At 72.1% G+C, this 24,351-nt stretch carries 17 protein-coding genes and 1 riboswitch; of the genes, 12 read left to right on the plus strand and 5 right to left on the minus strand.

Features of this window, described 5'->3' with window-relative positions:
* The first annotated feature begins 96 nt into the window (after nucleotides 1-96).
* The 3 genes from V4F39_RS14910 to V4F39_RS14920 all read left to right on the plus strand — a co-directional run bounded on the left by V4F39_RS14910 (nucleotide 97) and on the right by V4F39_RS14920 (nucleotide 4,096).
* The gene (locus tag V4F39_RS14910) at nucleotides 97-561 is read left to right on the plus strand and encodes a pilin (RefSeq protein WP_332290351.1); all 465 of its coding nucleotides are present in this window, start codon (nucleotides 97-99) and stop codon (nucleotides 559-561) included.
* Nucleotides 562-604: 43 nt separating this feature from the next.
* Nucleotides 605-2,275 (plus strand): PglL family O-oligosaccharyltransferase, encoded by a 1,671-nt coding sequence (locus tag V4F39_RS14915; RefSeq protein ID WP_332290354.1) that lies wholly within the window; start codon nucleotides 605-607, stop codon nucleotides 2,273-2,275.
* A gap of 66 nt (nucleotides 2,276-2,341) precedes the next feature.
* Nucleotides 2,342-4,096 (plus strand): PglL family O-oligosaccharyltransferase, encoded by a 1,755-nt coding sequence (locus V4F39_RS14920; protein WP_332290357.1) that lies wholly within the window; start codon nucleotides 2,342-2,344, stop codon nucleotides 4,094-4,096.
* On the opposite strand, the gene moaC is transcribed toward V4F39_RS14920, so the two are convergent.
* The gene (gene moaC, locus V4F39_RS14925) at nucleotides 4,089-4,586 is read right to left on the minus strand and encodes a cyclic pyranopterin monophosphate synthase MoaC (protein WP_332290359.1); all 498 of its coding nucleotides are present in this window, start codon (nucleotides 4,584-4,586) and stop codon (nucleotides 4,089-4,091) included. The genes V4F39_RS14920 and moaC overlap by 8 nt on opposite strands.
* Before the next feature lie 47 nt (nucleotides 4,587-4,633).
* On the opposite strand from moaC, the gene V4F39_RS14930 reads away from it, so the two are divergent.
* The 3 genes from V4F39_RS14930 (at nucleotide 4,634) to pbpC (ending at nucleotide 14,320) form a co-directional block, all read left to right on the plus strand.
* Nucleotides 4,634-6,199: a M48 family metalloprotease gene (locus tag V4F39_RS14930; RefSeq protein ID WP_332290361.1), complete on the plus strand. Its 1,566-nt coding sequence runs from the start codon at nucleotides 4,634-4,636 to the stop codon at nucleotides 6,197-6,199.
* Between the two features lie 79 nt (nucleotides 6,200-6,278).
* Entirely contained in the window at nucleotides 6,279-12,134 is a 5,856-nt protein-coding gene (locus V4F39_RS14935) for an alpha-2-macroglobulin family protein (RefSeq protein WP_332290363.1), read from the plus strand.
* Between the two features lie 2 nt (nucleotides 12,135-12,136).
* On the plus strand, nucleotides 12,137-14,320 hold the full coding sequence (gene pbpC, locus V4F39_RS14940) for a penicillin-binding protein 1C (RefSeq protein ID WP_332290582.1): 2,184 nt from the start codon (nucleotides 12,137-12,139) through the stop codon (nucleotides 14,318-14,320).
* On the opposite strand, the gene V4F39_RS14945 is transcribed toward pbpC, so the two are convergent.
* Nucleotides 14,302-15,471, minus strand: a complete 1,170-nt coding sequence (locus tag V4F39_RS14945; RefSeq protein WP_332290364.1) for a YbfB/YjiJ family MFS transporter — start codon at nucleotides 15,469-15,471, stop codon at nucleotides 14,302-14,304. The genes pbpC and V4F39_RS14945 overlap by 19 nt on opposite strands.
* Nucleotides 15,468-16,292: an HAD family hydrolase gene (locus V4F39_RS14950; protein ID WP_332290365.1), complete on the minus strand. Its 825-nt coding sequence runs from the start codon at nucleotides 16,290-16,292 to the stop codon at nucleotides 15,468-15,470. The genes V4F39_RS14945 and V4F39_RS14950 overlap by 4 nt, the downstream gene beginning before the upstream one ends.
* Nucleotides 16,293-16,390: 98 nt before the next feature.
* A riboswitch (S-adenosyl-L-homocysteine riboswitch) is annotated at nucleotides 16,391-16,485 on the plus strand.
* Nucleotides 16,486-16,560: 75 nt separating this feature from the next.
* Between V4F39_RS14950 and ahcY the strand changes: the two genes are divergently transcribed.
* The 3 genes from ahcY to metF all read left to right on the plus strand — a co-directional run bounded on the left by ahcY (nucleotide 16,561) and on the right by metF (nucleotide 19,721).
* Nucleotides 16,561-18,012, plus strand: a complete 1,452-nt coding sequence (gene ahcY / locus V4F39_RS14955) for an adenosylhomocysteinase (protein WP_332290367.1) — start codon at nucleotides 16,561-16,563, stop codon at nucleotides 18,010-18,012.
* A gap of 114 nt (nucleotides 18,013-18,126) precedes the next feature.
* Nucleotides 18,127-18,885 (plus strand): TlyA family RNA methyltransferase, encoded by a 759-nt coding sequence (locus tag V4F39_RS14960; RefSeq protein ID WP_332290369.1) that lies wholly within the window; start codon nucleotides 18,127-18,129, stop codon nucleotides 18,883-18,885.
* Nucleotides 18,882-19,721 carry a methylenetetrahydrofolate reductase [NAD(P)H] gene (gene metF / locus V4F39_RS14965; RefSeq protein ID WP_332290371.1) on the plus strand — a complete coding sequence of 280 codons (840 nt, stop codon included), beginning with the start codon at nucleotides 18,882-18,884 and terminating at the stop codon, nucleotides 19,719-19,721. The genes V4F39_RS14960 and metF overlap by 4 nt, the downstream gene beginning before the upstream one ends.
* A gap of 12 nt (nucleotides 19,722-19,733) precedes the next feature.
* On the opposite strand, the gene V4F39_RS14970 is transcribed toward metF, so the two are convergent.
* Nucleotides 19,734-20,327: a 5-formyltetrahydrofolate cyclo-ligase gene (locus tag V4F39_RS14970; RefSeq protein ID WP_332290373.1), complete on the minus strand. Its 594-nt coding sequence runs from the start codon at nucleotides 20,325-20,327 to the stop codon at nucleotides 19,734-19,736.
* A gap of 56 nt (nucleotides 20,328-20,383) precedes the next feature.
* Here V4F39_RS14970 and V4F39_RS14975 point away from each other — a divergent pair, with 56 nt between their 5' ends.
* Complete coding sequence (locus V4F39_RS14975; protein ID WP_332290376.1) at nucleotides 20,384-20,743, plus strand: TfoX/Sxy family protein; 360 nt, start codon at nucleotides 20,384-20,386, stop codon at nucleotides 20,741-20,743.
* Nucleotides 20,744-20,756: 13 nt separating this feature from the next.
* On the opposite strand, the gene V4F39_RS14980 is transcribed toward V4F39_RS14975, so the two are convergent.
* The gene (locus V4F39_RS14980) at nucleotides 20,757-21,137 is read right to left on the minus strand and encodes a DUF2917 domain-containing protein (RefSeq protein ID WP_332290378.1); all 381 of its coding nucleotides are present in this window, start codon (nucleotides 21,135-21,137) and stop codon (nucleotides 20,757-20,759) included.
* Nucleotides 21,138-21,233: 96 nt separating this feature from the next.
* Between V4F39_RS14980 and V4F39_RS14985 the strand changes: the two genes are divergently transcribed.
* The gene (locus tag V4F39_RS14985) at nucleotides 21,234-22,193 is read left to right on the plus strand and encodes a LysR substrate-binding domain-containing protein (protein ID WP_332290380.1); all 960 of its coding nucleotides are present in this window, start codon (nucleotides 21,234-21,236) and stop codon (nucleotides 22,191-22,193) included.
* A gap of 138 nt (nucleotides 22,194-22,331) precedes the next feature.
* On the plus strand, nucleotides 22,332-24,344 hold the full coding sequence (locus V4F39_RS14990; RefSeq protein WP_332290382.1) for a lytic transglycosylase domain-containing protein: 2,013 nt from the start codon (nucleotides 22,332-22,334) through the stop codon (nucleotides 24,342-24,344).
* The last annotated feature ends 7 nt before the right edge of the window (nucleotides 24,345-24,351 follow it).

Genomic DNA, 24,351 nt, shown 5'->3' on the forward strand with positions numbered 1-24,351 from the left:
ATCGGCCGCCCGGGACGCCGGGCACGGGGCGTGCAACCCAGCACTCTGTCAGTGACCAGCTTTTCTCCCCTGCCCACCTCCGAAGGAGCCCCCTCCATGAAGCGCGTTCAACAAGGTTTCACACTTATTGAACTGATGATCGTTGTCGCGATCATCGGTATCTTGGCCGCCGTCGCACTGCCGGCCTATCGGGACTACACCGTCAAGGCAAAGCTCTCCGAAGTCATTCTCGCCACCAGCCAGTGCCGGACGACCATTGCCGAGGTCTACCAGACCTCGTCCAATTCCACCAGCCCGGGTGCCGGCAACTGGGGATGCGAAACTGCCTCGCAATCGAGCAAGTATGTCGCCTCGGTGGCGACCGATGCCAACGGCGTGATCACCGTCAAGAGCTCCACTGCAAGCGATTTGCCGAGTGAAGTTCAAGGAAAGACGATTACGCTGACTCCCACGAACAGCAGCGGCGGCGCGTTGACCTGGTCTCCGGGAACTCAGGTTGGCGGCTTCAAGTGCGCAACAGGCGATCTGCCGGCCAAATATCTACCCGGTTCTTGCAAGTAATAAATACACCGCATAAAAGGGCGCTCTTTGAGCGCCTTTTTTTATGGAAAAATTTTTTATCCATATCGGCCTGATGATAATTGGCCTGGCATATGTCATGCCAGGCCATTATCTCCCATGGGTATCGTTTCACCAGCAAGCAGCAACAACCTTGGGCTTCTTTTTGGTAGCTAGCCCTGCCCTTCTCACAGCCAAAAAACTTTTTCTCCATTCGCCGCTGGTAGCTTTTGTTTTTGCCATGGCACTAACTCCACTGCTGCAGTGGAGCGCAGGCTCAATAACCTTCTCGAGCGACGCACTAATTTGCGCGCTTTATTTGTCACTGTTTAGCCTCTCAATCCTTGCTGGGGCCACGCTGACGGATAAGCATGACACCGGATGGCTCGGGGCTTTCTACCTTACCCTTGTTTGCGCGGCCACGGTGAGCACACTCATCGCTACGCTGCAGTGGCTAGGATTTTCTTTTGGCTGGATCATCGCAGATGTGCCGCCAGCATCACGTCCTTTTGCGAATCTCGGTCAGGCCAACCAGTTGGCTACATTGCTGTGTATGGGCCTTGTGGCTATCGCAGGGTTGTTTGAGCTACGCCGCCTGGGACCACTGGCCGCGGCGTTTCTGGCCATGTGCTTGGCTTTTGGTTTGGTATTAACGCAATCTAGAACCGGTCTGCTTAACGTTCTGGCGTTGCTGGCCTGGTACGCGCTCGGCCGGCGCAAGTCGAAGTTGCGAATGACGCTGCCAGTTGTATTGGCGGGTGGAATTCTTTTTCTGACCGCGGCGCTGCTGTGGCCATTTATCGATCATGTAAGCAGCCTGCCCACGGAGGTCATCAATGAGCGGCTACAGGTAGGACCCCGTGAGGCGATTTGGCGAAGCCTAGCGCACGCCGCTCTGCAAGAACCTTGGCTAGGCTACGGCTGGAACCAGATCGGCAAAGCGCTCACGGCGGAAACCACGCTGCTTTCCGACGGCATGCGCTACACGCAAAGTGCTCACAACCTCCTTCTTGACTTGGCGATCTGGGTTGGAATTCCAATCGGACTGGCCGCTGGCTTGATTCTCTACGGCAACGTAATTCAGCAGGCTTTGAAGTGCGACAACAGCAACTCCTGGGTACTGTTGTCCGGGACTGGCGTCATACTAATTCATTCACTGCTCGAATATCCACTCGAATACACATATTTCCTGCTGCCAATGGGCTTGATGCTCGGCGCAATCCATCGCATCAATGGAAAATACAGCAACTACAAGATTCCGAGGTTTTTAGTTCTCTGCGGCACTGCGCTGGCAGGCACTGCATCGATCATTGTTGCTCTTCAGTATTTTCCGCTGGAAGAATCTGCAAGACAGTCGCAGTTGGCGGCAATGGGAATCGGCGACTTCGAAGAATCTAAATATCTTCTCGAGAGGGCTACTGCACTCGATGCACCAAGAGAATACATTCGATTTTGGAGCACACCGGCACGCGCCAACATGACCAATGAGGAAATCTCCAAAATGAAGGACGTAGCAGAGAGAAATCCAACGCCGCCAGTCCTTCTTCGCTTTGCGATTGCGCAGGCACTGAACGCGAACCCACACGGCGCAACTAAAACACTTTCCAAAATCTGCAAAATCCACATACCGCTCAGATGCACCGAAGCGAAACACGCTTGGGAAGCAGCAATTCAAAAATATCCTGCCCTCGCAACTATTTCGTTCCCGAGCATGTAAAATTTCGAGCAGCCCAGAACCAAGAGTGTGGCCCTTTTGTCGTTAAGCGCACTCACGTCGGCCTTGATGACCAGCTCAGAATACCTAAATCTTCGTCTGTCATTTTTAGCAGCAACGCTGGCGGCGTCGGCACCTGCTTTGATCGGCTTCAACCAGCCGCCCTCCTCCACCTTCTACAACCAGGCGGCCGCCGCCGCGCTGTGGGCCGTGTTCGTCGCAGTGTGTGCCCCGGCCATCGCCGCCAGCCGCCGGACGGCCGCCCCCCGCGCCCCCGCGCTGCGTGACGCCGCGCCCCTGCTGCTCGCCCTCGCCCTCCTTGCCCTCGCCGCTTGGCTCTCCACCGCCTTCGGCAGCCTCCCCCCGTCGCTCGCCACCGCCGGCGTCGTCTCGCTCGCAGCAGCCGCCGTCATGGTCGCCAGCGGCGTCGCCGCCGCGCACAGCGCGCAGCGCGGCACCCTGCTGCAGGCCTTCTGGATCGGCTGGCTCGTCGCCGGCGTGCTCAGCGCCGCCATCGGCGTCGTGCAGGTGTTCCTCCCCGGCCTCGCCGACGGCAACGTCATCGCCCGCTCCGGCCTGCTGGGCCGGGCGGTCGGCAACCTGCGGCAGCCCAACCACCTGAGCAGCCTGCTGCTGTGGTCGGCCATCGCCGTCGTCCCGCTGCTGGAAGCCCGGCGCCTGCCGCGGGCCGCGGCGGCGGCGCTGATGGCGCTGCTGGTGTTCGGCATCACCTTGTCCGGCTCGCGCACCGGCCTGGTCGGCATGGCCGTGCTGACGCTCTGGGGCCTGCTCGACGGCCGGCTGCAGCGCCCCGCCCGCGCTCTGCTGCTGGCCGTGCCCCTGATGTTCGCGCTGAGCTGGGCGCTGATGACGGTGTGGGCCGGCCAGACCGCGCAGACCTTCGGCGCCGCGCTGCACATGGCCGCCGGCGGCGACATCTCGAGCAGCCGCTTCGGCATCTGGCGCGACACGCTGTCGCTGATCACGATGCATCCCTGGACGGGCGTGGGCTTCGGCGAGTTCAACTTCGCCTGGTCGCTGACGCCTTTTCCCCACCGCCCGGTGGCCTTCTTCGACCACACGCACAACCTGCCGCTGCAGTTCGCGGTGGAGCTGGGCCTGCCGCTCGCGGCGCTGGTGCTCGGGCTGCTGGCCTGGGGGCTGTGGCGGGCCTGGCGTCGCAGCCTCGAGGTGGCGGGCGCCGAAGGCAGCGCGGTGCGCGCGGCCTTCATGATGGTGCTGATGATGGCGCTGCACAGCCAGCTGGAGTACCCGCTGTGGTACCTCTACTTCCTGCTGCCGACGGCCTGGGCCTGGGGCGCCTGCCTCGGGGCGGGCCGCACGCCGCCCGCGGCCGCTGCCGCCACGCACCCACCGCTGCTGCTGCGCGCCGCCGGCATCACGATGCTGGTGGCCGCGCTGGCCGCGGTGGCCGACTACCGGCGCGCCGTGGTCATCTACGCGCCGCCGTCCGATGCCGCGCCGCTGGCGCAGCGCATCCGCGAAGGCCAGGCCGCCTGGCTCTTCGGCCACCAGGGCGACTACGCCGCCGCGACGACGGCCGAGCCGCCCTCCCAGGCGATGCCGGCCTTCGGGCGCGCCACCCACAACCTGATCGACACCCGCCTGATGATCGCCTGGGCCAAGGCCTACGCGGGCGTGGGCGACCTGGCGCGGGCGCGCCACCTGGCGGACCGGCTGCGCGAGTTCCGCAACCCCAACGCCGACGCCTTCTTCGCCGAATGCGACGATCCGGCACGCACGCCGCGGCCCTTCCAGTGCGACCCGGCGCCCGGGCCGATGGACTGGCGCGACTTCAGGTAGGCGCGCCGGCGGCGACCCAGTCGCCCGACTTCCCGCCGTGCTTCTCCAGCACGCGCACGCCGTCGATCACCATGCCGCGGTCGACGGCTTTGAGCATGTCGTAGACGGTCAGCAGGCCCACCTGCACCGCGGTGAGGGCCTCCATCTCGACGCCGGTGCGCCCGCGCGTCTCGACCTGCGCGGTGCAGCGCAGCTGCGCGGCCGCCTCGTCGGCCTCGAACTCGACGGCCACCCGGGTGATCGGCAGCGGATGGCACAGCGGCACCAGCTCCGAGGTGCGCTTGGCACCCTGGATCGCCGCGATGCGCGCCACGCCGATCACGTCGCCCTTCTTCGCGCTGCCCTGGGCCAGCAGCGCGAAGGTGGCCGGCTGCATGCGGATCACGCCGGTGGCGCGCGCGCTGCGGTGCGTTTCCGCCTTGTCGCCCACGTCCGCCATGTGGGCCTGGCCGTGGCTGTCGAAGTGGGTCAATGCAGGGGATGGGGACATTGCGAAACGCCGTAGAAAAGGGTCGGTGTCATCATTGTGGACTGCCCATGAAGCCCATCGCCCTCATCCTCGCGCTCGCGGCGGCGCTGCTCGCGCCGCCCCTCGCCGCCCCGCCCGCCCAGGCACAGGTGCGGCTGCCGTCGCTGGGCGACGCGGTCTCCGACGACGTCGGCGTCGGCTCGGAGAAGCGCCTGGGCGACGAGATCATGCGCCAGATCCGGCGCGACCCGGACTACATCGACGACCCGCTGCTGCTCGACTACGTGCAGCGGCTGTGGAGCCGGCTGGTCGCCGCCGCCCGCCAGCGCGGCGACATCGGCGCCGACACCGACGCGGTGTTCGCCTGGGAAGCCTTCCTCGTGCGCGACCGCAGCTTCAACGCCTTCGCGCTGCCGGGCGGCTACGTCGGCGTGCACCTGGGGCTGATCGCCACCGCCGGCACGCGCGACGAGCTCGCCTCGGTGCTCGGGCACGAGCTGTCGCACGTCACGCAGCGGCACATCGCGCGCAGCATCTCCAGTTCGTCGCGCCAGTCGATGGTGGGCATGGCGGCGATGATCCTCGGCGTGCTCGCGGCCAGCCGCGCCAACAGCCCCGACGGCATCAACGCGGCCATCGTCGGCAGCCAGGCCGCAATGATCCAGGGCCAGCTCAACTTCTCTCGCGACATGGAGCGCGAGGCCGACCGCATCGGCTTCAACGTGATGACCGAAGCCGGCTTCTCGCCCGAGGGCATGGGTGCGATGTTCGAGAAGCTCGAAAACGCCTCGCGCCTGAACGACAGCGGCAACTACCCCTACCTGCGCAGCCATCCGCTGACCACCGAGCGCATCGGCGAGGCCCGCACCCGCGCGCAGGCCGCCGGCCACGCGGACGCCGCCACGCCCACACCCGAGCACCTGCTGATGCAGGCCCGCGCGCGGGTGCTGGGCGATCCGATGGTCGCCTCGCTGCGGCGCGTGCAGGCGCAGGCCGGCGAGTCCGACCGCACGCAGGCCGCGCCGCAGCGCATGGCCGCGCTGTACGGCAGCGCGCTCGCCTCGTCGCAGCTGCGCGAGACGCAGCGGGCGCAGGCCTCGCTTGATGCGGCGCGCGCGCTGGCGGGCGACGACGCCGCGGCGCAGCGCATCCTCTCGATGCTGCAGGCGCGCATCTGGCTCGACGGCGGCGAAGCCCCGCGCGCCCTGGCGCTGGCCGACAGCCTCGACGACGGCTCGCGCCCGGTGATGCTGATGCGCGCCCAGGCCGCGCTGGACGCCGCCCGCGCGGCCCGCAGCCCGCAGTCCGACGCGCTGCGGCGCGGCACCGACCTGCTGCAGACCTGGGTGGCCGAGCACCCGCAGGACGCCACCGCCTGGAGCCTGCTCGCGCAGTGCAACGCCCACCAGGGCCTGCCGCTGCGCGCCGTGCGCGCCGAGGCCGAGGAGCGCGCCGCGCTCGGCGACCTGAACGGCGCCATCGACCGGCTGCGCGCCGGCCAGCGCCTCGCCCGCGACGCCGCGCCGGGCCGCACCGACTTCATCGATGCCTCCGTCATCGACGCGCGGCTGCGGCAGATCGACGCACTGCGGCGCTCGCTGCAGGCCGACAGCCGCAACGGCCCGCCGCCCTGAACGCGGCGCCGGCCCGCGGCCGGCCCGCTGCTCGCCGCTCGCTGGCGCGCATCGGCTAGGCTCCGGCGAGGAGAACCCCATGCGGCCACACGCCCCCTTTCTGCCCTTGATCCTGGCGGCCGCGCTGTCGGGCCCGGCCGCCGCGGCCCGCATCGACAGCGTGCAGCCGCGCGGCGAGGTCGACCAGGTGCGGCAGGTCACCGTGCGCTTCGCCGAACCGGTGGTGCCGATGGGCGATCCCCGCCAGCCGGCGCCGGTCGCGCTGAGCTGCAACGGCGCCCCGCCGGCCGGCAGCGGCCGCTGGTCGGACGACCGCGTCTGGCTGTTCGACCTGCAGGCCCCGCTGCCCCCGGGCACACGCTGCACGGTGCGCCTGCAGCCCGGCTGGCGGCCCGGCGTGGGCAGCCCCACGGTCGAAGGGCCGGCCGAGTTCGGCTTTTCCACCGGCGGCCCGGCAGTCGTGCAGGTGCGCCCCTGGCCCGGCAGCGAGGTCGAGGAGGACGCGCACTTCCTGCTCACCCTCACCGGCCCGGCCACGCCCGCCAGCGTCACGGCCCGCGCGGCCTGCGAGGTGGAGGGCATCGGCGAACGCCTGCCGGTGCGCATCGTCGACGGCGCGCTGCGCGAGCAGGTGCTGACGCAGGTTTTCAAGGGCCAGCGGCGCAAGCCGGCCGCGTCGAACCTGCTGCTGCTGGCCTGCCAGCGGCCGCTGCCGGCGCAGGCGCGGCTGCGGCTGGTCTGGGGCCCGGGCATCGCCGCGGCGATCAACCCGCAGGTGGTCACGCGCCAGGCGCAGCGCTTCGAGTTCACCGTTCGGGCGCGCTTCTCCGCCGACTTCAGCTGCCCGCGCGAGCGCGCCGATGCCGGCTGCCTGCCGCTGCAGCCGATGGTGCTGAACTTTTCCGCACCCGTGCCCCGGGCCCAGGCGCAGGCCGTGCGGCTGCAGCCGGCGCAGGGCGCCGCGCGCGCGCCCCGGCTCGATCCCGGCGAGGACGCCGTCACCTCGCTGCAGTTCGCGGCGCCGCTGCCGCCCGACACCCGCTTCACGCTCACGCTGCCGGCCGGCCTGCAAGACGACAGCGGCCGCGCGCTGGCCAACGCGCAGGCCTTCCCGCTGGCCGTCGCGACCGGGGCGATGCCGCCGCTGGCCAAGTTCGCGGCGGCGCCCTTCGGGATCGTCGAGCTGGAGGGCACGCAGGGGGTGCTGCCCCTCACGCTGCGCCATGTGCAGCCCGACCTGCTCGGCCCGGATGCACGCAGCCGCGCCACCGTCAAGCGCCTGGACGCCGCCACGCCCGACGCCGAGCTGCTGCGCTGGCTGGGCCGCATCGAGCGCTACCACGACCGAGAGATCAGCGCCAAGGACGCCGGCCTGCCGCGTGCGCAGTGGACCGAACGCGTCGCCGTCACCGACGACGCCGGCCGCACGCGGCACGTCACGCGCGACCGCCGGCTCGCCACCCGCACGCTGCCGCTGCTGGCGGACGAGGCGGGCACCACGCGCCTGGCGCTGCCGCCGGCCACGGCCCGCCCGCTCGACACCGAAGTGATCGGCCTGCCGCTGGCCGGCGCGGGCTACCACGTGGTGGAGATCGCCTCCCCGACGCTCGGCGAGAAGCTGCTGGCGGCGCCCCGGCCGATGTTCGTGCGCACCGGCGTGCTGGTGACCAACCTCGGCGTGCACTTCAAGCACGGACGCGAATCGAGCGCCGTCTGGGTGACCACGCTCGATCGCGGCCGGCCGGTGGCCGAGGCACAGGTGGCGGTCAGCGACTGCCGGGGCCGGCCGCTCTGGCAGGGCCGCACCGATGCGCAGGGCATCGCGCGCATCGCCGTGCCGCTGCCTGACGAACACCACGGCAGCGCCTGCCTGGTCGACGAGGGGCTCTTCGTCACCGCCCGCCAGGGCGGCGACCTGTCGTGGGTGTTTGGCCGCTGGAACCGCGGCATCGAGCCCTGGCGCTTCAACCTGCCCACCGGCGAACCGGGCGAGCCCGAGGCGGGCCCCGACCTGCGCGCCCACACGGTGTTCGACCGCACCCTGCTGCGTGCCGGCGACACCGTGTCGATGAAGCATTTCATGCGGCGCGAGACGGCGCGCGGCCTGCAGCCCCTGGAGGCGGCGGACCGGCCGACGGCCCTGGTCATCACCCACGTCGGCAGCAACGCCCGCATCGAGCAGCCCGTCGCCTGGCAGGCCGGCGGGCGGCATGCGCTGTCGCAATGGGCCGTGCCGCGCACCGCGAAGCTCGGGCTGTACGAGGTGGCGCTGCAGCGCGGCGAGCGGCAGTGGCCGGCCGGCAGCTTCCGGGTCGAGGCGTTCCGCGTGCCGCTGGTCGACGCCCGGCTGGGCGCGCCGCCCGGGCCGTTGGTCGCGCCGCAGGCGCTGCCGATGTCGGTGCAGCTCACGCACCTGTCCGGCGGCGGCGTCGCCGGCGCACCGGTGCAGCTCAGCGCCCTGCTGCGCGAACGCGGCGTGGATTTCCCGGGCTACGAGGACTACAGCTTCCAGCCGCCGCGCGAACCCGGCCGGGAAGACGCCGCGGCCGACGAGGACACCACCCCCGACGGCGCGCGGCTGGTGGCCGACAAGCTCGCGGCCACCACCGATGCACAAGGCGCCGCGCGCATCACGATCGATGGGCTGCCGCCGTCGCGCACGCCCACCGAGCTCGTCGCCGAGCTGCGCTTCGACGATCCCAACGGGGAGGTGCAGACCGCCAGCCAGCGCCTCGCGCTGTGGCCCGCCGCGGTCGTGGTCGGCGTGCGGGCGCGGTCCTGGGCGGCCAGCCCCGGGCAGCTTCGCTTCCAGGCCGTGGCGCTCGACACCGCCGGGCGGCCGCTGGCGGGCCGGACGGTGGAGGTGGCCGGCCGGCGGACCCAGTGGATCAGCAGCCGCAAGCGGCTCGTCGGCGGCTTTTATGCCTACGACCAGCGGCGGGAAGTGAAGGCGCTGGGCACGCTGTGCACCGGCCGCAGCGATGCGCGCGGCCTGGTGCTGTGCGAGGCCACGCTGGCCGAGGCGGGCGAGGTGGAGCTGGTCGCCAGCGCCAAGGACGACGCCGGCCGCACCGCCCAGGCCGCCACCTCAGTCTGGATCACCGGCCAGGGCGAGTTCTGGTTTGCGCAGGACAACGACGACCGCATCGACCTGCTGCCCGAGCAGCGCAGCGTCGCCCCCGGCGGCACCGCGCGCCTGCAGGTGCGCATGCCGTTCCGGGAAGCGACGGCGCTGGTGGCCGTGGAGCGCGAAGGGGTGCTGCACACCCAGGTGGTTGCGCTGCGTGGCGCCGAACCGGTGATCGAGGTGCCGATCCCGCGCGGCGCGGCGGCCGGCGGCGACGAGGCCGGCTCCTGGGCGCCCAACGTCTACGTCAGCGTGCTCGCGCTGCGCGGGCGGCTGCGCGAGGTGCCCTGGTACTCGTTCTTCCGCTGGGGCTGGCGGGCGCCGGTCGACTGGTGGCGGGCGTACCGCCACGAGGCCCCCGACTGGCGGCCCCCCGCCGCGATGGTCGACCTCGCGAAGCCGGCCTACAAGTTCGGCGCGACGCAGCTGCAGGTCGGGCTCGATGCGCACCGGCTCGACGTGCAGGTCAGCGCCGACCAGCCGCAGTACCAGGTGCGGCAGACGGCGAAGGTCAAGGTGCGCGTGACGCAGGGCGGCCAGCCGCTGGCGGGCACGTCGGTCGCCTTCGCCGCCGTGGACGAGGGCCTGCTCGCGCTGCAGCCCAACACCTCGTGGGACCTGCTCGGCGCGATGTTCCAGCCGCGGCCGTGGAGCGTGCAGACCGCCACCGCGCAGGGCGAGGTCATCGGGCGCCGGCACTACGGCCGCAAGGCGGTGCCCGCCGGCGGCGGCGGGGGCCGCAACCCCACGCGCGAGCTGTTCGACACCCTGCTGTTGTGGCGCGGCGACGTGCAGCTGGACGCCCGCGGCGAAGCGTCGATCGAGGTGCCGCTGAACGATTCGCTGACGAGCTTCCGGCTCGTCGCGGTCGCCGACGCGGGCACCGACCGCTTCGGCTCCGGCAGCACGCAGGTGCGCGTCTCGCAGGACCTGCAGATGCTCTCCGGCCTGCCGCCGCTGGCGCGCGAGGGCGACAGCTACAACGCCGTCTTCACCCTGCGCAACACCACCTCGCGCGCGATGGAGGTCCAGGCCACGCTGAAGGCGGCCGGCGTGCCGGGCCTGGAGGCGCGCAGCGTCAGCCTGCCCGCCGGCGGCGCGGCCGAGGTGGTGTGGCCCGTGACGGTGCCTGCCGGCGTACAGCTGCTGGCCTGGGAGGCCGCGGTCGCCGAACGGGGCGGCGCCGCGCGCGACCAGCTGCGCATCACGCAGTCCATCGCGCCCGCGGTGCCGCTGCGGGTGATGCAGGCCACGCTGACGCAGCTCGACGGCACGCTCTCGGTGCCGCTGGCCGCGCCGGCCGACGCGCTGCCGGCGCACGGCCCCAAGGCCGGCGGCGTGCAGATCGCGCTGCAGCCGCGGCTGTCGGCCGAGCTGCCCGGGCTGCGGCGCTTCTTCGAGGCCTACCCGTACAGCTGCCTGGAGCAGCGCGCGTCGGTCGCGATCGGGCTGCGCGACGCCACCCGCTGGCAGCGCGTGGTGGCCGAGCTGCCCGACCACCTCGACAGCGACGGCCTCGCGCTGTATTTCCCGCCGGCGGCGGGCGACGCGCCGCGCGGCCACGACCGGCTCACCGCCTACCTGGTGCAGGCCAGCCACGAAGCCGCGCTGCTCGACCCGCGCTTCGCGCTGCCGGCGTCCGCGCTGGAGCCGATGCTGCAGGGCCTGGCCGCCTTCGTCGAAGGCCGGCTCACCCGCAGCACGCGTGCGCCGCGGCCCGACCTCGACGTGCGCAAGCTCGCGGCGATCGAGGCGCTGTCGCGCCACGGCCGTGCCAGCGCCCGCATGCTCGGGTCGATCGCGATCGCGCCGGCGGCCTGGCCCACGGCGGCGCTGATCGACTGGCTGCAGATCCTGCAGCGCGTGGAGGGCGTGCCCGGGCGGGCGCAGCGCCTCGACGAGGCCCGGCAGCTGCTGCGCGCGCGGCTCGCCTACAGCGGCACGACGCTGCGCTTCTCCACCGAGGACAGCGACGGCTGGTGGTGGCTGATGGACAGCGCCGATGCCAACGCCGCGCGGCTGGTGCTGGCGCTGCTCGAGGAGCCCTCGTGGCGCGCCGAGCTGCCCCGGCTGGTGACCGGCGCCCTCGCCCGCCAGCAGGGCGGCGCCTGGCGCACGACCCCGGCCAACCTGTGGGGATCGCTGGCGCTCGACCGCTTCTCCGCGGCCTTCGAGGGCACGCCGGTGGCCGGCCGCACCGCGGTGCGCCTGGGCGCCGAGAGCGGCGCGTTCGACTGGGCGCTGCAGCCGGCCGGCGGCGCGCTCAGCCTGGCGTGGCCCGAGGGCGCCCCCGCCACGCTCGAACTGGCGCAGCAGGGCAGCGGCCGGCCCTGGGCCACGCTGCAGGCGCTGGCCGCGGTGCCGCTCAAGGCGCCGGTCGCCGCCGGCTACCGCATCGGCCGCAGCATCGTGCCGGTGGCGCAGAAGACGCCGGGCCGGTGGTCGCGCGGCGACCTGCTGCGGGTGCGGCTGGAGCTCCAGGCCCTGGGCGACATGGGCTGGGTGGTCGTCAGCGATCCGCTGCCCACCGGCGCGACGGTGCTGGGCGGCGGCGGCAACCGCGACTCGCAGATCGCCACGCGCGGCGAGCGGCGCGAGGGCGGCGCGCTGCTGGCCTACGTCGAGCGGGCGCCGGCGGCCTGGCGCGCGTACCACGAGTGGATGCCGCGCGGCACCCACCTGCTGGAGTACACGCTGCGCCTGAACAGCAGCGGCCGCTTCGCGCTGCCGCCCACCCGCGTCGAGGCGATGTACGCGCCCGAGGTCTTCGGCGAGGTGCCGAACGAGACGCTGGAGGTGCAGCCTTGACGATGCGCCGGCGCGCCCTTGCCGCGCTCGCCGCCACCGCGGCGGCGGCGGGCGGCGCGCTGGCCGCGGGGCTGCCGGGCTTCGCCGACGTGCGGGCCGCGCACCTGCCGTCGGACATCGTCGTGCGCGACCGTCATGGCGAGCCGCTGCAGGGCGTGCGCGTGGACTCCCGCGTGCGCGTCGGCCCCTGGACGGCGCTCGACGAGGTGTCGCCCGCGCTGCGGACCGCGCTCGTGCTCGGCGAGGACCGGCGCTTCTGGGCGCACAGCGGCGTCGACTGGGCGGCGCTGGCGCGCAGCGCCTGGGCGAACGCCGTCAACACGCGCACCCAGGGCGGCTCGACGCTGACCATGCAGCTCGCCGGCCTGCTCGACGACGGCCTGGCGCGGCCGGCCGGCGGGCGCAGCGTCGCGCAGAAGATCGGCCAGATCGCGATGGCGCGCGAGCTGGAGGCGCGCTGGCGCAAGACCGAGATCCTCGAGGCCTACCTGAACCGCGTGCCGCTGCGCGGCGAACTGGTGGGCGTGGCGGCCGCGTCGCAGCAGCTCTTCGGCAAGCACCCCAGCGGGCTCGACGCGCCCGAGGCGGCGGTGATGTCGGCCCTGGTGCGCGCACCCAACGCCGCGGCGGCCGACGTGGCCCGCCGCGCCTGCGGCGTGCTCCAGGCGCAGCGGCTGCCGTGCGCCGGCATCGAGACCCTGGCCGCCCACGCGCTGGCACGGCGGCCCGGGCCCACCGCCGTCGAGCCGCTGGCGCCGCACCTGGCGCGCCGCGTGGTGCAGGCGCTGGGCAGCCGGGCCCCCGTCCGCGGCGACGTGCGGACCACGCTGGACGCAGCGGTCCAGCGCCTGGCCGTGCAGGCGCTGCGCCAGCAGCTCGCCGAGCTGCAGCGCCGCAACGTGCAGGACGGCGCCGTGGTGGTGATCGACAACGCCAGCGGCGAGGTGCGTGCCTGGGTAGGCTCGGCCGGCGCGGGCCTGTCGGCGGCGCACGAGGTGGATGCGGTGGTGGCGCGCCGCCAGCCCGGTTCGACGCTGAAACCGTTCGTCTACGGCCTCGCGTTCGAGCGCCGGCTGATCACGCCCGCCAGCCTGCTCGACGACACGCCGGCCGAGCTGGCCACCGGCGTTGACGGCATCGGCGGGCTCTACCAGCCGCAGAACTACGACCGGCGCTTCAAGGGCTGGGTGAGCGCGCGCAGCGCCCTGGGCGCCAGCCTGAACGTGCCGGCGGTGCGGGTGGGCGCGATGCTGGGCCCGGACGCCGTGTTCGAGCGGCTCAACGCGCTGGGCCTGCACATCGACCACACCGCGGGGTACCACGGCCACGCACTGGTGCTGGGCAGCGCCGACGTCACGCTGCTCGACCTGGCCAACGCCTACCGCGCGCTGGCCAACGGCGGGCGCTTCGGCCCGGCCGTGTGGCTGCCGGCCGCGCCGGGCCGCCCGGCCCCCGCGCGCGCCGGCCTGCAGGTGATGGACCCGCGGGCCGCCTGGCTCGTGGCCGACATCCTGGCGGACAACAACGCCCGCGCGCTGACCTTCGGGCTCGACAGCCCGCTCGTCACGCGGCGCTTCGCGGCGGTGAAGACCGGCACCAGCAAGGACCTGCGCGACAACTGGTGCATCGGCTTCACCGAGCGCTTCACGGTGGGCGTCTGGGTCGGCAATGCCGATGGCGAGCCGATGCACCACGTGAGCGGCACCACCGGCGCCGCGCCGGTCTGGCGCGGCATCGTGCAGGCGCTGCAGGACGGCGAGCGCGCAGCCCGCCCCGCCGCGCCGGCGGGCGTGCTGCGCCAGGCCGTGCGCTTCGAGGGGATGGACGAGGCGCCGCGCGACGAGTGGTTCATCGCCGGCACCGAGCAGGCCGTGTGGCAGCGCAGCGCGCAGCGTGCGCCCTTCGGCATCGTGCAGCCGCGCGACGGCAGCCTGTTCGCCATCGACCCGGACATGCCGCCCGGCGCGCAGCGCATCGTCTTCGAGGGCGCCGACGGCGTCTGGCGCCTCGACGGCCGACGCATCGGCGAAGGGTCGCACCTGCAGTGGGCACCCTGGCCCGGCCGGCATGTGCTGGCGCTGCACGGCCGGGATGGGCGGCTCGTGCAGCAGGTGCGCTTCGAGGTGCGCGGTGCCGAGCCGCGCCACGGGCCGACCGGCCCGCCGCGTCAGCCCAGCGGCCGCTGACGCAGCGCGATCGCGGCGCCCAGCGCGAGCACCGCGGCCGAGCACACGAAGCCTCGCGCCAGCCCACCCGGGCCGTCGGCGATCCAGCCCACCACGCTGGGGCCGACGATCTGCCCCGCCGCGAACACGATGGTGAAGGCGCTGATGCCGGCGGGCCACGCCGAGGCCGGCAGGTTGTGGCGCACGAACGCGGTCGTGGAGGCGACGACCGACAGGAACACGCCGCCGAACAGCGCGCCCGAGGCGAACACCGCCACCGGGTGGGCCAGCAGCACCGGCAGCAGCGTCGCCACCGCCAGCAGCCCGTTGAGCAGCGCCAGCGGCTGCCCGCCGCGGTAGCGCTGCAGCAGGCCGGCCCACAGCCACGACGACGCGACGACGCCCAGCCCGAGCACCACGTAGAAGGCGACGATCAGCGGCTCGGCCAGGCCCTGCTCGCGCAGCAGCGTGACCACGAAGGTCATGTAGCCGATGTAGCCGAGCCCGAACATCAGGTAGCCTGCCAGCATGAAGCCGAAGCGGCGCCAGCGCACCGCCTCGCGGGCGGCCGCGGCCGGCGGCTTCGGCGACGCCAGGCCCCGCGTCGCCGCGGCCAGGGCCGCGGTGCACAGCGCCGCCAGCGCGCCCAGGGCCCACCAGGCGCCCTGCCACGCATGCAGGCCGCTGCGCGCCGCGAGCGGCGGCACGGCCAGCGCGGAGGCGACGATGCCCAGGCCCGTGCCGCCGTAGTAGAGGCCGAGCACCAGGCCGGGATGGGGCGCCGACTGCGCCAGCCGCGCGGCCAGCAGGCCGCCGGCCACGAAGGTCGCCGCGCTCGCCACGCCGGTGGTGAAGCGCAGCAGGAACAGCGGCAGCTCGCCGGTGGCCGCGCCGTGGGCCGCCAGCAGCGCCGCGGCACCGACGCTGCCCGCCAGCAGCACCCGCCGGGCGTCGTGCCGCGCGAGCAGCGGCGGCAGCAGCAGCGCGCCGGCCAGGTAGCCGGCGGCATTGACGGTGTTCATCGCGCCGGCGGTGAAGTAGCTCCAGCCCAGGTCGGCGCGCATCGGCGGCAGCAGCAAGGCGTAGGAGAACCGCGCCAGGCCCAGCGACACCGCGGCCGCCAGCGCCAGGGCCAGCGCGGTGCCGATGCCGGGTGCGGGCGCGGCCTTCACCGCCCCGGCGCGCCCGGCCGGCAGGCCAGCACGCGCTGCGCGACTTCGGCAAAGCCCGCGCCCCGCTCGCCGTGGGTGAGGTACGCCGGCCAGGTGTGCAGCTCGGCCGCGAAGCGCCGCAGGTTGGCCACGCCGACGCTCAGCGCAAAGCGCGCGAACATCGCCTGGTCGTTGGTGGAGTCGCCCACGTAGATCCACCGGTCCACTTCATCGGGCAGCTCGCGGCCGGCCAGCGCCTGCAGCATCCAGCAGGCGCCGCTCCACTTGTCGTGCCCCCCGTACCAGCCGTTGATGTGGATCGAGCTGACGCTGGCGTGCATGCCTTCCTCGTGCATCACCCGCACCGCCTGCGCGATGGCCGAGGGCGGCAGGTGGGTAAACTCGCTGTGGTCGATCGCGATGTCGGTGACGCGGCCGGCGCTGTCGCGCGCCAGCCGGGCGCCGGGCACCTCGTGCAGCAGGCGGGCGGCGGCCGCGCGCAGGCGGGGGGCGTTGGCCGCGCGCGTGGCCTCGTCCTGGGCATACGCCTCGCGCCAGCCGCCGCCCTCGCGCAGCAGCGCCACCGCGCCGTTCTCGGCCGCGATGGCGCGCAACGGCCACCGGCTGGCCAGCTCGCGGCTCCAGCCGAGCGGCCGGCCGGTGATGGCGATCACCGGCACGCCGGCCTCGTGCAGCGCCTGCAACGCGGCCAGCGCGGGCGGATCGATCGCGCCGTCGCGCGTCAGGGTGTCGTCGATGTCGGTGAAGACGCCGTGCACGGCCGCCAGCGCGGCCGCCGGCGCCTGCGCCCAGGGGCGGGCGGCGGACGGGGGGAGGGACATGGCGCCAGTCTTGCACAGACGAATGGCCGCGTTCGACCGGGCTTTTCCGGCGTTTGCACCGTCGGCAGGCGGCCGCGCACGCCACTACAATCCCGGCACTTTCCGAGGAGCGTTGCAAGGCACGGCACGTGCCCCAGGCTCGGACCACCGCCGCGGCACCCGCCGCCGCGGCCTGCAACAACGCTCACCCGCACGAGTCGTGTCCTGGGTGAGCGGATCCTTCCTCCCCTTCTCGCGATTCGGCGGGCCCCTTGAACCGGAGCCCTCTATGAACGCCGTCCTCAAACCCGTCCCCGCCCCCGACCACGCCATTGCCGACCTGTCGCTCGCCGAGTGGGGCCGCAAGGAGATCAAGATCGCCGAGACCGAGATGCCCGGCCTCATGGCGATCCGCGAGGAGTTCGCGAAGACCCAGCCGCTGAAGGGTGCGCGCATCACCGGCTCGCTGCACATGACGATCCAGACCGCCGTGCTGATCGAGACGCTGCAGGCGCTGGGCGCCGAAGTGCGCTGGGCCTCGTGCAACATCTTCTCGACGCAGGACCACGCTGCGGCCGCCATCGCCGCGGCCGGCACGCCGGTGTTCGCGGTCAAGGGCGAGTCGCTGGAAGACTACTGGGACTACACCCACCGCATCTTCGAGTTCACGCCCACCCGCGGCAGCCGCGCCGACGGCCCGAACATGATCCTCGACGACGGCGGCGACGCCACGCTGCTGATGCACCTGGGCGCCAAGGCCGAGAAGGACATCAAGGCGCTGGGCAAGCCCACCAGCGAGGAAGAGAAGATCCTGCACGCCGCGATCAAGGCCAAGCTGAAGGTCGACCCGACCTGGTACAGCCGCCGCCTGAAGAACATCATCGGCGTGACCGAGGAAACCACCACCGGCGTGCACCGCCTGAACGAGATGTCGGCCAAGGGCACGCTGATGCTGCGCGCCATCAACGTCAACGACTCGGTCACCAAGAGCAAGTTCGACAACCTCTACGGCTGCCGCGAATCGCTGGTCGACGGCATCAAGCGCGCCACCGACGTGATGATCGCCGGCAAGGTCGCCGTCGTGGCGGGTTACGGCGACGTGGGCAAGGGCTCGGCGCAGGCGCTGCGTGCGCTGTCGGCCCAGGTGTGGGTGACCGAGATCGACCCGATCAACGCCCTGCAGGCCTGCATGGAAGGCTACAAGGTCGTGACGATGGAGTACGCCGCCGACAAGGCCGACATCTTCGTCACCACCACCGGCAACAAGGACGTCATCCGCCACGAGCACATGGCCGCGATGAAGGACCAGGCCATCGTCTGCAACATCGGCCACTTCGACAACGAGATCGACGTCGCGTCGCTCGAGAAGTACAAGTGGGAAGAGATCAAGCCGCAGGTCGACCACGTGATCTTCCCGGCCAAGGGCAAGAAGCCCGAGAAGCGCATCATCCTGCTGGCCAAGGGCCGCCTGGTGAACCTGGGCTGCGGCACGGGCCACCCGAGCTACGTGATGAGCTCCAGCTTCGCGAACCAGACCATCGCCCAGATCGAGCTGTTCACCAAGCCGAAGGAATACAAGGTCGGCAAGGTGTACGTGCTGCCCAAGCACCTGGACGAGAAGGTCGCGCGCCTGCAGCTGTCGAAGCTGGGCGCGCAGCTGACCACGCTGACCGACGCGCAGGCCGCGTACATCGGCGTGGACAAGAACGGCCCCTACAAGCCCGATACGTACAGGTATTGAGACCACCCCCGGAGCGCCTTCCGGCGCTCCCCCTCAAGGGGGCGCCACCAGCGGACCGGCAGAGCCGGATCCGCGGTGTCTGCTGGAGCAATTCGCCTTTCCTTATCCACGGTTGTGACACGCGCTGACCAACTCATCGTGCAGCAAGGGCTGGCGCCCACGCGCTCGGCTGCGCAGCGGCTGATCGAGCGCGGCGCAGTGCGCTGGCAGGGCCCGCAGGGCTGGCAGGTGCCGAAGAAGGCGGGCGAAGACCTGCCCGAAGGCTGCACCGTCGAGCTGACCGACGACGCCGAGCTGCGCTGGGTGTCGCGCGGCGGGCTCAAGCTGGAAGGCGCGCTTGCACAGGCGGGCGTCGACGTGGCCGGCCGCACCTGCCTCGACGTGGGCCAGAGCACCGGCGGCTTCACCGACGTGCTGCTGGCGCGCGGCGCGGCGCGTGTGGTCGGCATCGACGTCGGCCACGGCCAGCTCCACCCGAAGCTGCGCGGCGACCCGCGCGTGCAGGCGCTGGAAGGCGTCAACGCCCGCCATGTCGACGCCGGGCTCGGGCGCTTCGGCTTCGTCACCGGCGACCTGTCCTTCATCTCGCTCACGCTGGTGCTGCCCGCGCTGGCGCCGCTGCTCGAGCCGGGCGGCGAGCTGCTGATGCTGGTGAAGCCGCAGTTCGAACTGCAGCCGCAGGACATCGGCAAGGGCGGCCTGGTGAAGAGCGCCGCGTCGTACCCTGTGGTGGAGCAGCGCATCCGCGAGGCCTGCGCCGCGCACGGGCTGGCGGTGGCCGCCTATTTCCCGAGCCCGATCGCCGGCGGCGACGGCAACACCGAGTTCTTCGTGCACGCACGAACCCCCGATCTTCCGAGAGCAACCCCATGACCGTGCCGATCAGCTTCGAGTTCTTTCCGCCCAACACCCCGGTCGGCGACGACAAGCTCAAGACCGTGGTGCAGGAGCTGGGCGCGCTGAAGCCCGAGTTCTTCAGCGTGACCTACGGCGCCGGCGGCGCCACGCGCGACAAGACGCTGGCCACCGTGAGCGCCATCGCCAAGGCCGGCTTCGAGGCCGCGCCGCACCTGTCCTGCGTGGGCTCCACGCGCGCCGGGCTGGCCGAGATCCTGGCCACCTACCGCGCGCAGAACATCCGCCGCATCGTCGCGCTGCGCGGCGACCTGCCCAGCGGCACCGCGGTCGCGGGCGAGTTCCGCTATGCCGCCGAGCTGGTGCGCTTCATCCGCGAGACGCAGGGCCCCGACTGGCAGATCGAGGTGGCGGCCTATCCGGAATACCACCCCGAGCAGCGCTACGCCGCCCGCGACGTGCAGCACTACGTCGAGAAGGTGAAGGCCGGCGCCACCGCCGCGATCACGCAGTTCTTCTTCAACCCCGACGCGTATTTCCACTTCGTCGAGCAGACCCGCAAGCTGGGCGCCGAGGTGCCGGTGGTGCCGGGCATCATGCCCTTCCACAACTTCGCGAAGATCGCGCAGTTCGCGCAGCGCGACGGCATCGAGATCCCGCGCTGGGTGGCGCTGAAGATGGAGGGCTTCCTGGACGACGCGGCCTCGATCCGCGCGTTCGGCCTCGACGTGGTCACCTCGTTGTGCGAGCGGCTGATCGCCGGCGGCGCGCCGGGCCTCCACTTCTACACGATGAACCAGAGCCCGCTGACGCTGGAGCTCTGCAAACGCCTCCAGCTCGGCCCGGCCGCCTGAGGCAGGTTCAGGTCACTGCGGATCGGCGTCGGCGACGACGCCGTCCTCGTTGAGCATCGCGTCGAGCGGCACGTCGTGCGGCTCGGGCTGGAGCCACGGCAGGAAGCCGTGCGAATAGCCGACGCCCACCGTGTACGGCTTGGGTTCGATCGCCGCCAGCGTGCGGTCGTAGAAGCCGCCGCCGTAACCCAGGCGCACGCCGCCGGGGCCGTAGCCCACGCAGGGCACCAGCAGCATCTGCGGCTGGAATTCCTCGGTGTCCTTGGGCTTGGGGATGCCGAAGGCATCCTCCTCCATCGGGCACCCCGGGTACCAGACGTGGAAGCGCAGCTGCTTGGTCTCGCGGTCGATCACCGGCAGGCCGATGCGGCGCGCCGGGTCGGCTTCGCTCCAGCGGAAGAGCGCGGGCAGCGCATCGAACTCGCCCTTGATGGGCCAGTAGGCGCCGATCGTCGTCTCCTTGCGGGCCACCAGCCACACGCGCAGCACCCGCTGCAGGTGCATCGCGCGCTCGTGGCGGTCGATCATCGCGAGCCGCTCGGCCTGGAGCTGGCGGCGCAGCACCTTCTTGTCGCGGGACGGTTCCAGGCTGAAGTCGGCAGGCATGGCGGGCGAGGGGGTCGGTGGCGGAAACCCGATTGTGGCCGGCCTAGACTGCCCGGATGCGCGCCACCGCCCCCGCCGACCCGATCGTCGCCCACTGCCTGGAGCTGCTCGCGCCGCTGGGCGACGCGCGCGCCAGGCGGATGTTCGGCGGCCACGGCATCTACCTGGACGGGCACTTCATCGCGATCGTCGCGTGGGAGCGCCTGTACCTGAAGGCGAACGAGGCAACGCAGGCGCGCTTCCGCGAGGCCGGCTGCGAGCCCTTCACCTACGAAGCCAAGGGCGACCGGCGCGTGACGATGAACTACTGGACCGCGCCGGCCGAGGCGATGGAATCGCCGGCGCTGATGCAGCCCTGGGCGCGGCTGGCGCTGCAGGCGGCCCTGGCGGCCCCGCGGCCGCGCCAGCGGCGCTGAGCCGGCGCACGGATCACACGCAGGTCGGTGCGATCGCGCCGAACTGCAGCGAACGCCGCGAGGCCTCCAGCGCGCCGCCCAGCCGCTGCCAGGCGCTGCGCCCGGGCACGGTACGGGGCTGAGGCGCCTCGACCAGCTGGAAGACCGCGGCGGCCCGCCCTTCCACGACCGCCTCGACGCCGGCGCCGAGCGCATGGCCCTCGCCGGGCGAGAGCCAGATGTCGCCGCCGGCACCCGGGCGGGCGTCGTCGGTCGTGAGCCAGACCTGGCCTTCGGTGACCGCGAGCCAGCGGGCATGCCGGGCCGGTGCGATGCGGCGAGCGGTACCGGCCGGCAAGGCAACGGACCAAGCCGCTGCGTCAGCTTGCGAAAAGCTCATCAATGCGGTGCTCATGACATACTCCGGTGGCTGGGTGTGTAGAGGAAATTCTCGTCAACGACAGGCCCCCTGTCGAATGAGCAGTTCGACCCCGATTGATGCGCATTGATCATGAATAGACTGCGGCAGCGCCCCCTCTCCGTCGGCCCGTTGCGCGCCTTCGAGGCGGTGGCCCGGCGCCTGAGCTTCAGCGGCGCGGCGCAGGAACTGCACCTCACGCAGTCGGCGATCAGCCGGCAGATCCGCGCGCTGGAAGAAGAACTGGGCGCCGTGCTGTTCCTGCGCGGCACCCGCAGCGTGGAGCTCACCGGCGCCGGGGCGACGCTGCTGCGCTCGGCCGCGCCGCTGCTCGACCGGCTCGACGCCACGGTGCGGCAGATCCGCGTCTCGGCCGGCCGGCGGCATGTCGGCGTGACCACCTTCGCGTCCTTCGCATCGCTGTGGCTGATCCCGAGGCTGCACTCGTTCCAGCGCATGCACCCCGACATCGACATCCGCATCTCCGCGACGGATGCCCTGCTCGACATCGACGACCCGGAGCTGGACATCGGCCTGCGCTACTGCCACCCGGACCAGGCGCCGCCTGGTTCGATCCACCTCTTCGGCGAGGTGCTCACGCCGGTGGTCTGCCAGGTGCTCGCCGAGCAGGCGCAGCGCGGGCAGGCGCCGCCCCTCGCCCATCCGGCCGACCTGGCCCGCCATGCGCTGCTGGAGGAGGACGACCACCGCCCCAGCGCCGAGTTCCTCACCTGGCGCTACTGGCTGCGCCAGCGCGGGCAACCGCAGCTCGAGCCCCTGCGCTGGATCTACCTGAACTACACCCACCAGCAGATCCAGGCGGCCCTCGCGGCGCAAGGGGTGGCACTGGCGCGGCTGGCGCTGGTGCAGGAGTCGATCCAGCGCGGCGAGCTGATCGAACCGTTCGGCGAGGCGGGCCGCGAGCGCTCGCCCTTCGCCTACTGGCTGATCCACGGCAGCAACGCGCAGCGCCGGCCGGAGCTGCAGCCTTTCATCGACTGGGTGGTGGAACAGGCCCGCGAGACGCGGCGAACGCTGGGCGAATCCGCCTGACGAGGGCGGGCCCTTGTCAACGCGCGGCGGAACCGCTGCGCTACATTCAAATCCATCTGCCGCGCCCCCTGCGCCCCCCGCCCGCGCCGCAGCGCCTTCAACGCACCGCGGCCGCTCCACGCATTCACCGAAGCACCGATGCAAAAGCCCCGCCCCCTGGCCAGCCTCATCGGCCTGGCCACCGCCCTTCTCCTCACCACGCAGGCGCCGCTCGTGCGCGCCCAGGGCGCCGACGGCCTCGTGCTCGAGGCCCGCGAGGCGCAGCGCAAGAAAGACCGCGTGCGCCTGGTCGCGCTGCGCGACGCCGCGCAAGCCACCCGCCATCCGCTGGCGTCCTGGGTCGACTACTGGGAACTCGGCAGCCGCCTGAACACGGCGCAGCAGGACGAACTGGAAGCCTTCTACGCGCGCTGGCCCGGCAGCTACGTCGAAGACCGCCTGCGCAACGACTGGCTGCTCGAGCTGGGCAAGCGGCGCGACTGGGCCAACTTCAGCCGCGATTTCCCGCGCTTCCGGATGAACGACGACCGCCAGGTCACCTGCTACGCGCTGCTCACCGCGCACCTGGACGGCCAGCAGGTGCGCGATGCGGCGCTGCCGGCCTGGCTCGCGCAGCGCGACCTCGACGACGGCTGCGCCCTGATGGCCGCCACGCTGTACGAAGCCAAGGTCTTCACGAAGGACGACGTCTGGCGCCGCATCCGCCAGGCGGCCGAGGGCAACAAGCCCGCGGCCGCCCGGTCCGCCGCCGCGCTGGTGAGCCCGCAGCTCGCGGCAGCGGTGGCCGAGGCCTTTGCGCAGCCGGCCAAGCCGCTGGGCCGCAAGGCCGTGGTGATGACCCACGACACCGCCGAAGTCACCGCGGTGGCGCTGGCCCGCATGGCCGCCGACGACCCGGACAACGCCACCGCGCTGCTGCGCGCGCGCTGGGCGCGGCTGCTGCCGCAGGCGCCCGCGGGCTGGGCCTGGTCGCAGGTGGGCCGCAGCCATGCGCAGAAGCTCCAGGCCGACGCGGTCACGGCCTACGCCGAGGCCTTCGCCCAGCGCGAGCAGAAGCCCCATGCCAGCGATTCGCAATGGACCGACGACACGCTGGCCTGGGCCGTGCGCAGCGCGCTGCGCTTCCCGGCGGCAGAGCGCTGGGCCATCGTCGCCCGTGCGATCGACGAGATGAGCGCCGAGGAGCAGGCCGACGCGGGCTGGCAGTACTGGAAGGGCCGCGCGCTGCGCGAGACCGCGCCGCAGGGCCCGCGGGGCGACGAGCAGCGCCGCGAGGCCGAGACGGTGCTGCAGGCCATCGCATCGCCGCTGCATTTCTACGGCCAGCTCGCCACGGAAGACCTCGGCCGCAGCCTCGCGCTGCCGCCGGCGCCGGCGCCGCTCACCGCGCAGGAGCGGGCCGCCGCGCGCGCCAACCCGGGCCTGCAGCGGGCGCTGCAGCTGATCGGCCTGGGCCTGCGCAGCGAGGGCGTGCGGGAATGGAACTTCACGCTGCGCGGCATGGCCGACCGCGAGCTGCTCGCCGCGGCGCAGTGGGCCTGCGAGCGCGAGGTCTGGGACCGCTGCATCAACACCAGCGACCGCACGCGCAACGAGATCGACCTCGAGCAGCGCTACCCGATGCCGCTGCGGCGCCACGTGGTGGAGCAGGCCGGCTCGATCGGCCTCGATCCGGCCTACGTGTACGGCCTGATCCGCCAGGAGTCGCGCTTCATCATGGACGCGCGCTCGCATGTGGGCGCCTCGGGGCTGATGCAGATCATGCCGGCCACCGCACGCTGGACGGCCAAGAAGATCGGCCTCGACTACAGCGCCGACATGATCAACGACCGCGACACCAACCTGCGGCTGGGCACGGCCTACCTGAAGCTCGCGCTGGACGACTTCGGCGGCTCGCAGGCCATGGCCGCCGCGGCCTACAACGCGGGGCCGGGCCGGCCGCGCCGCTGGCGCGAAGGCGCCACGGTGGAGGCCGCGGCCTGGGCCGAGAACATCCCCTTCAGCGAGACGCGCGACTACGTGAAGAAGGTGCTGGGCAACGCCACGGTGTACAGCGCGCTGATCACCGGCAAGCCCCCTGCCCTGAAGCCGCGCCTGGGCGGCCCGATCGGCCCGCGCTCGCCGATCACCAACGACCGGGACCTGCCATGAACCAAGA

It is taken from the genome of Aquincola agrisoli, from assembly GCF_036621135.1.
GTDB classification, from domain to species: Bacteria; Pseudomonadota; Gammaproteobacteria; order Burkholderiales; family Burkholderiaceae_C; genus Aquincola; species Aquincola agrisoli.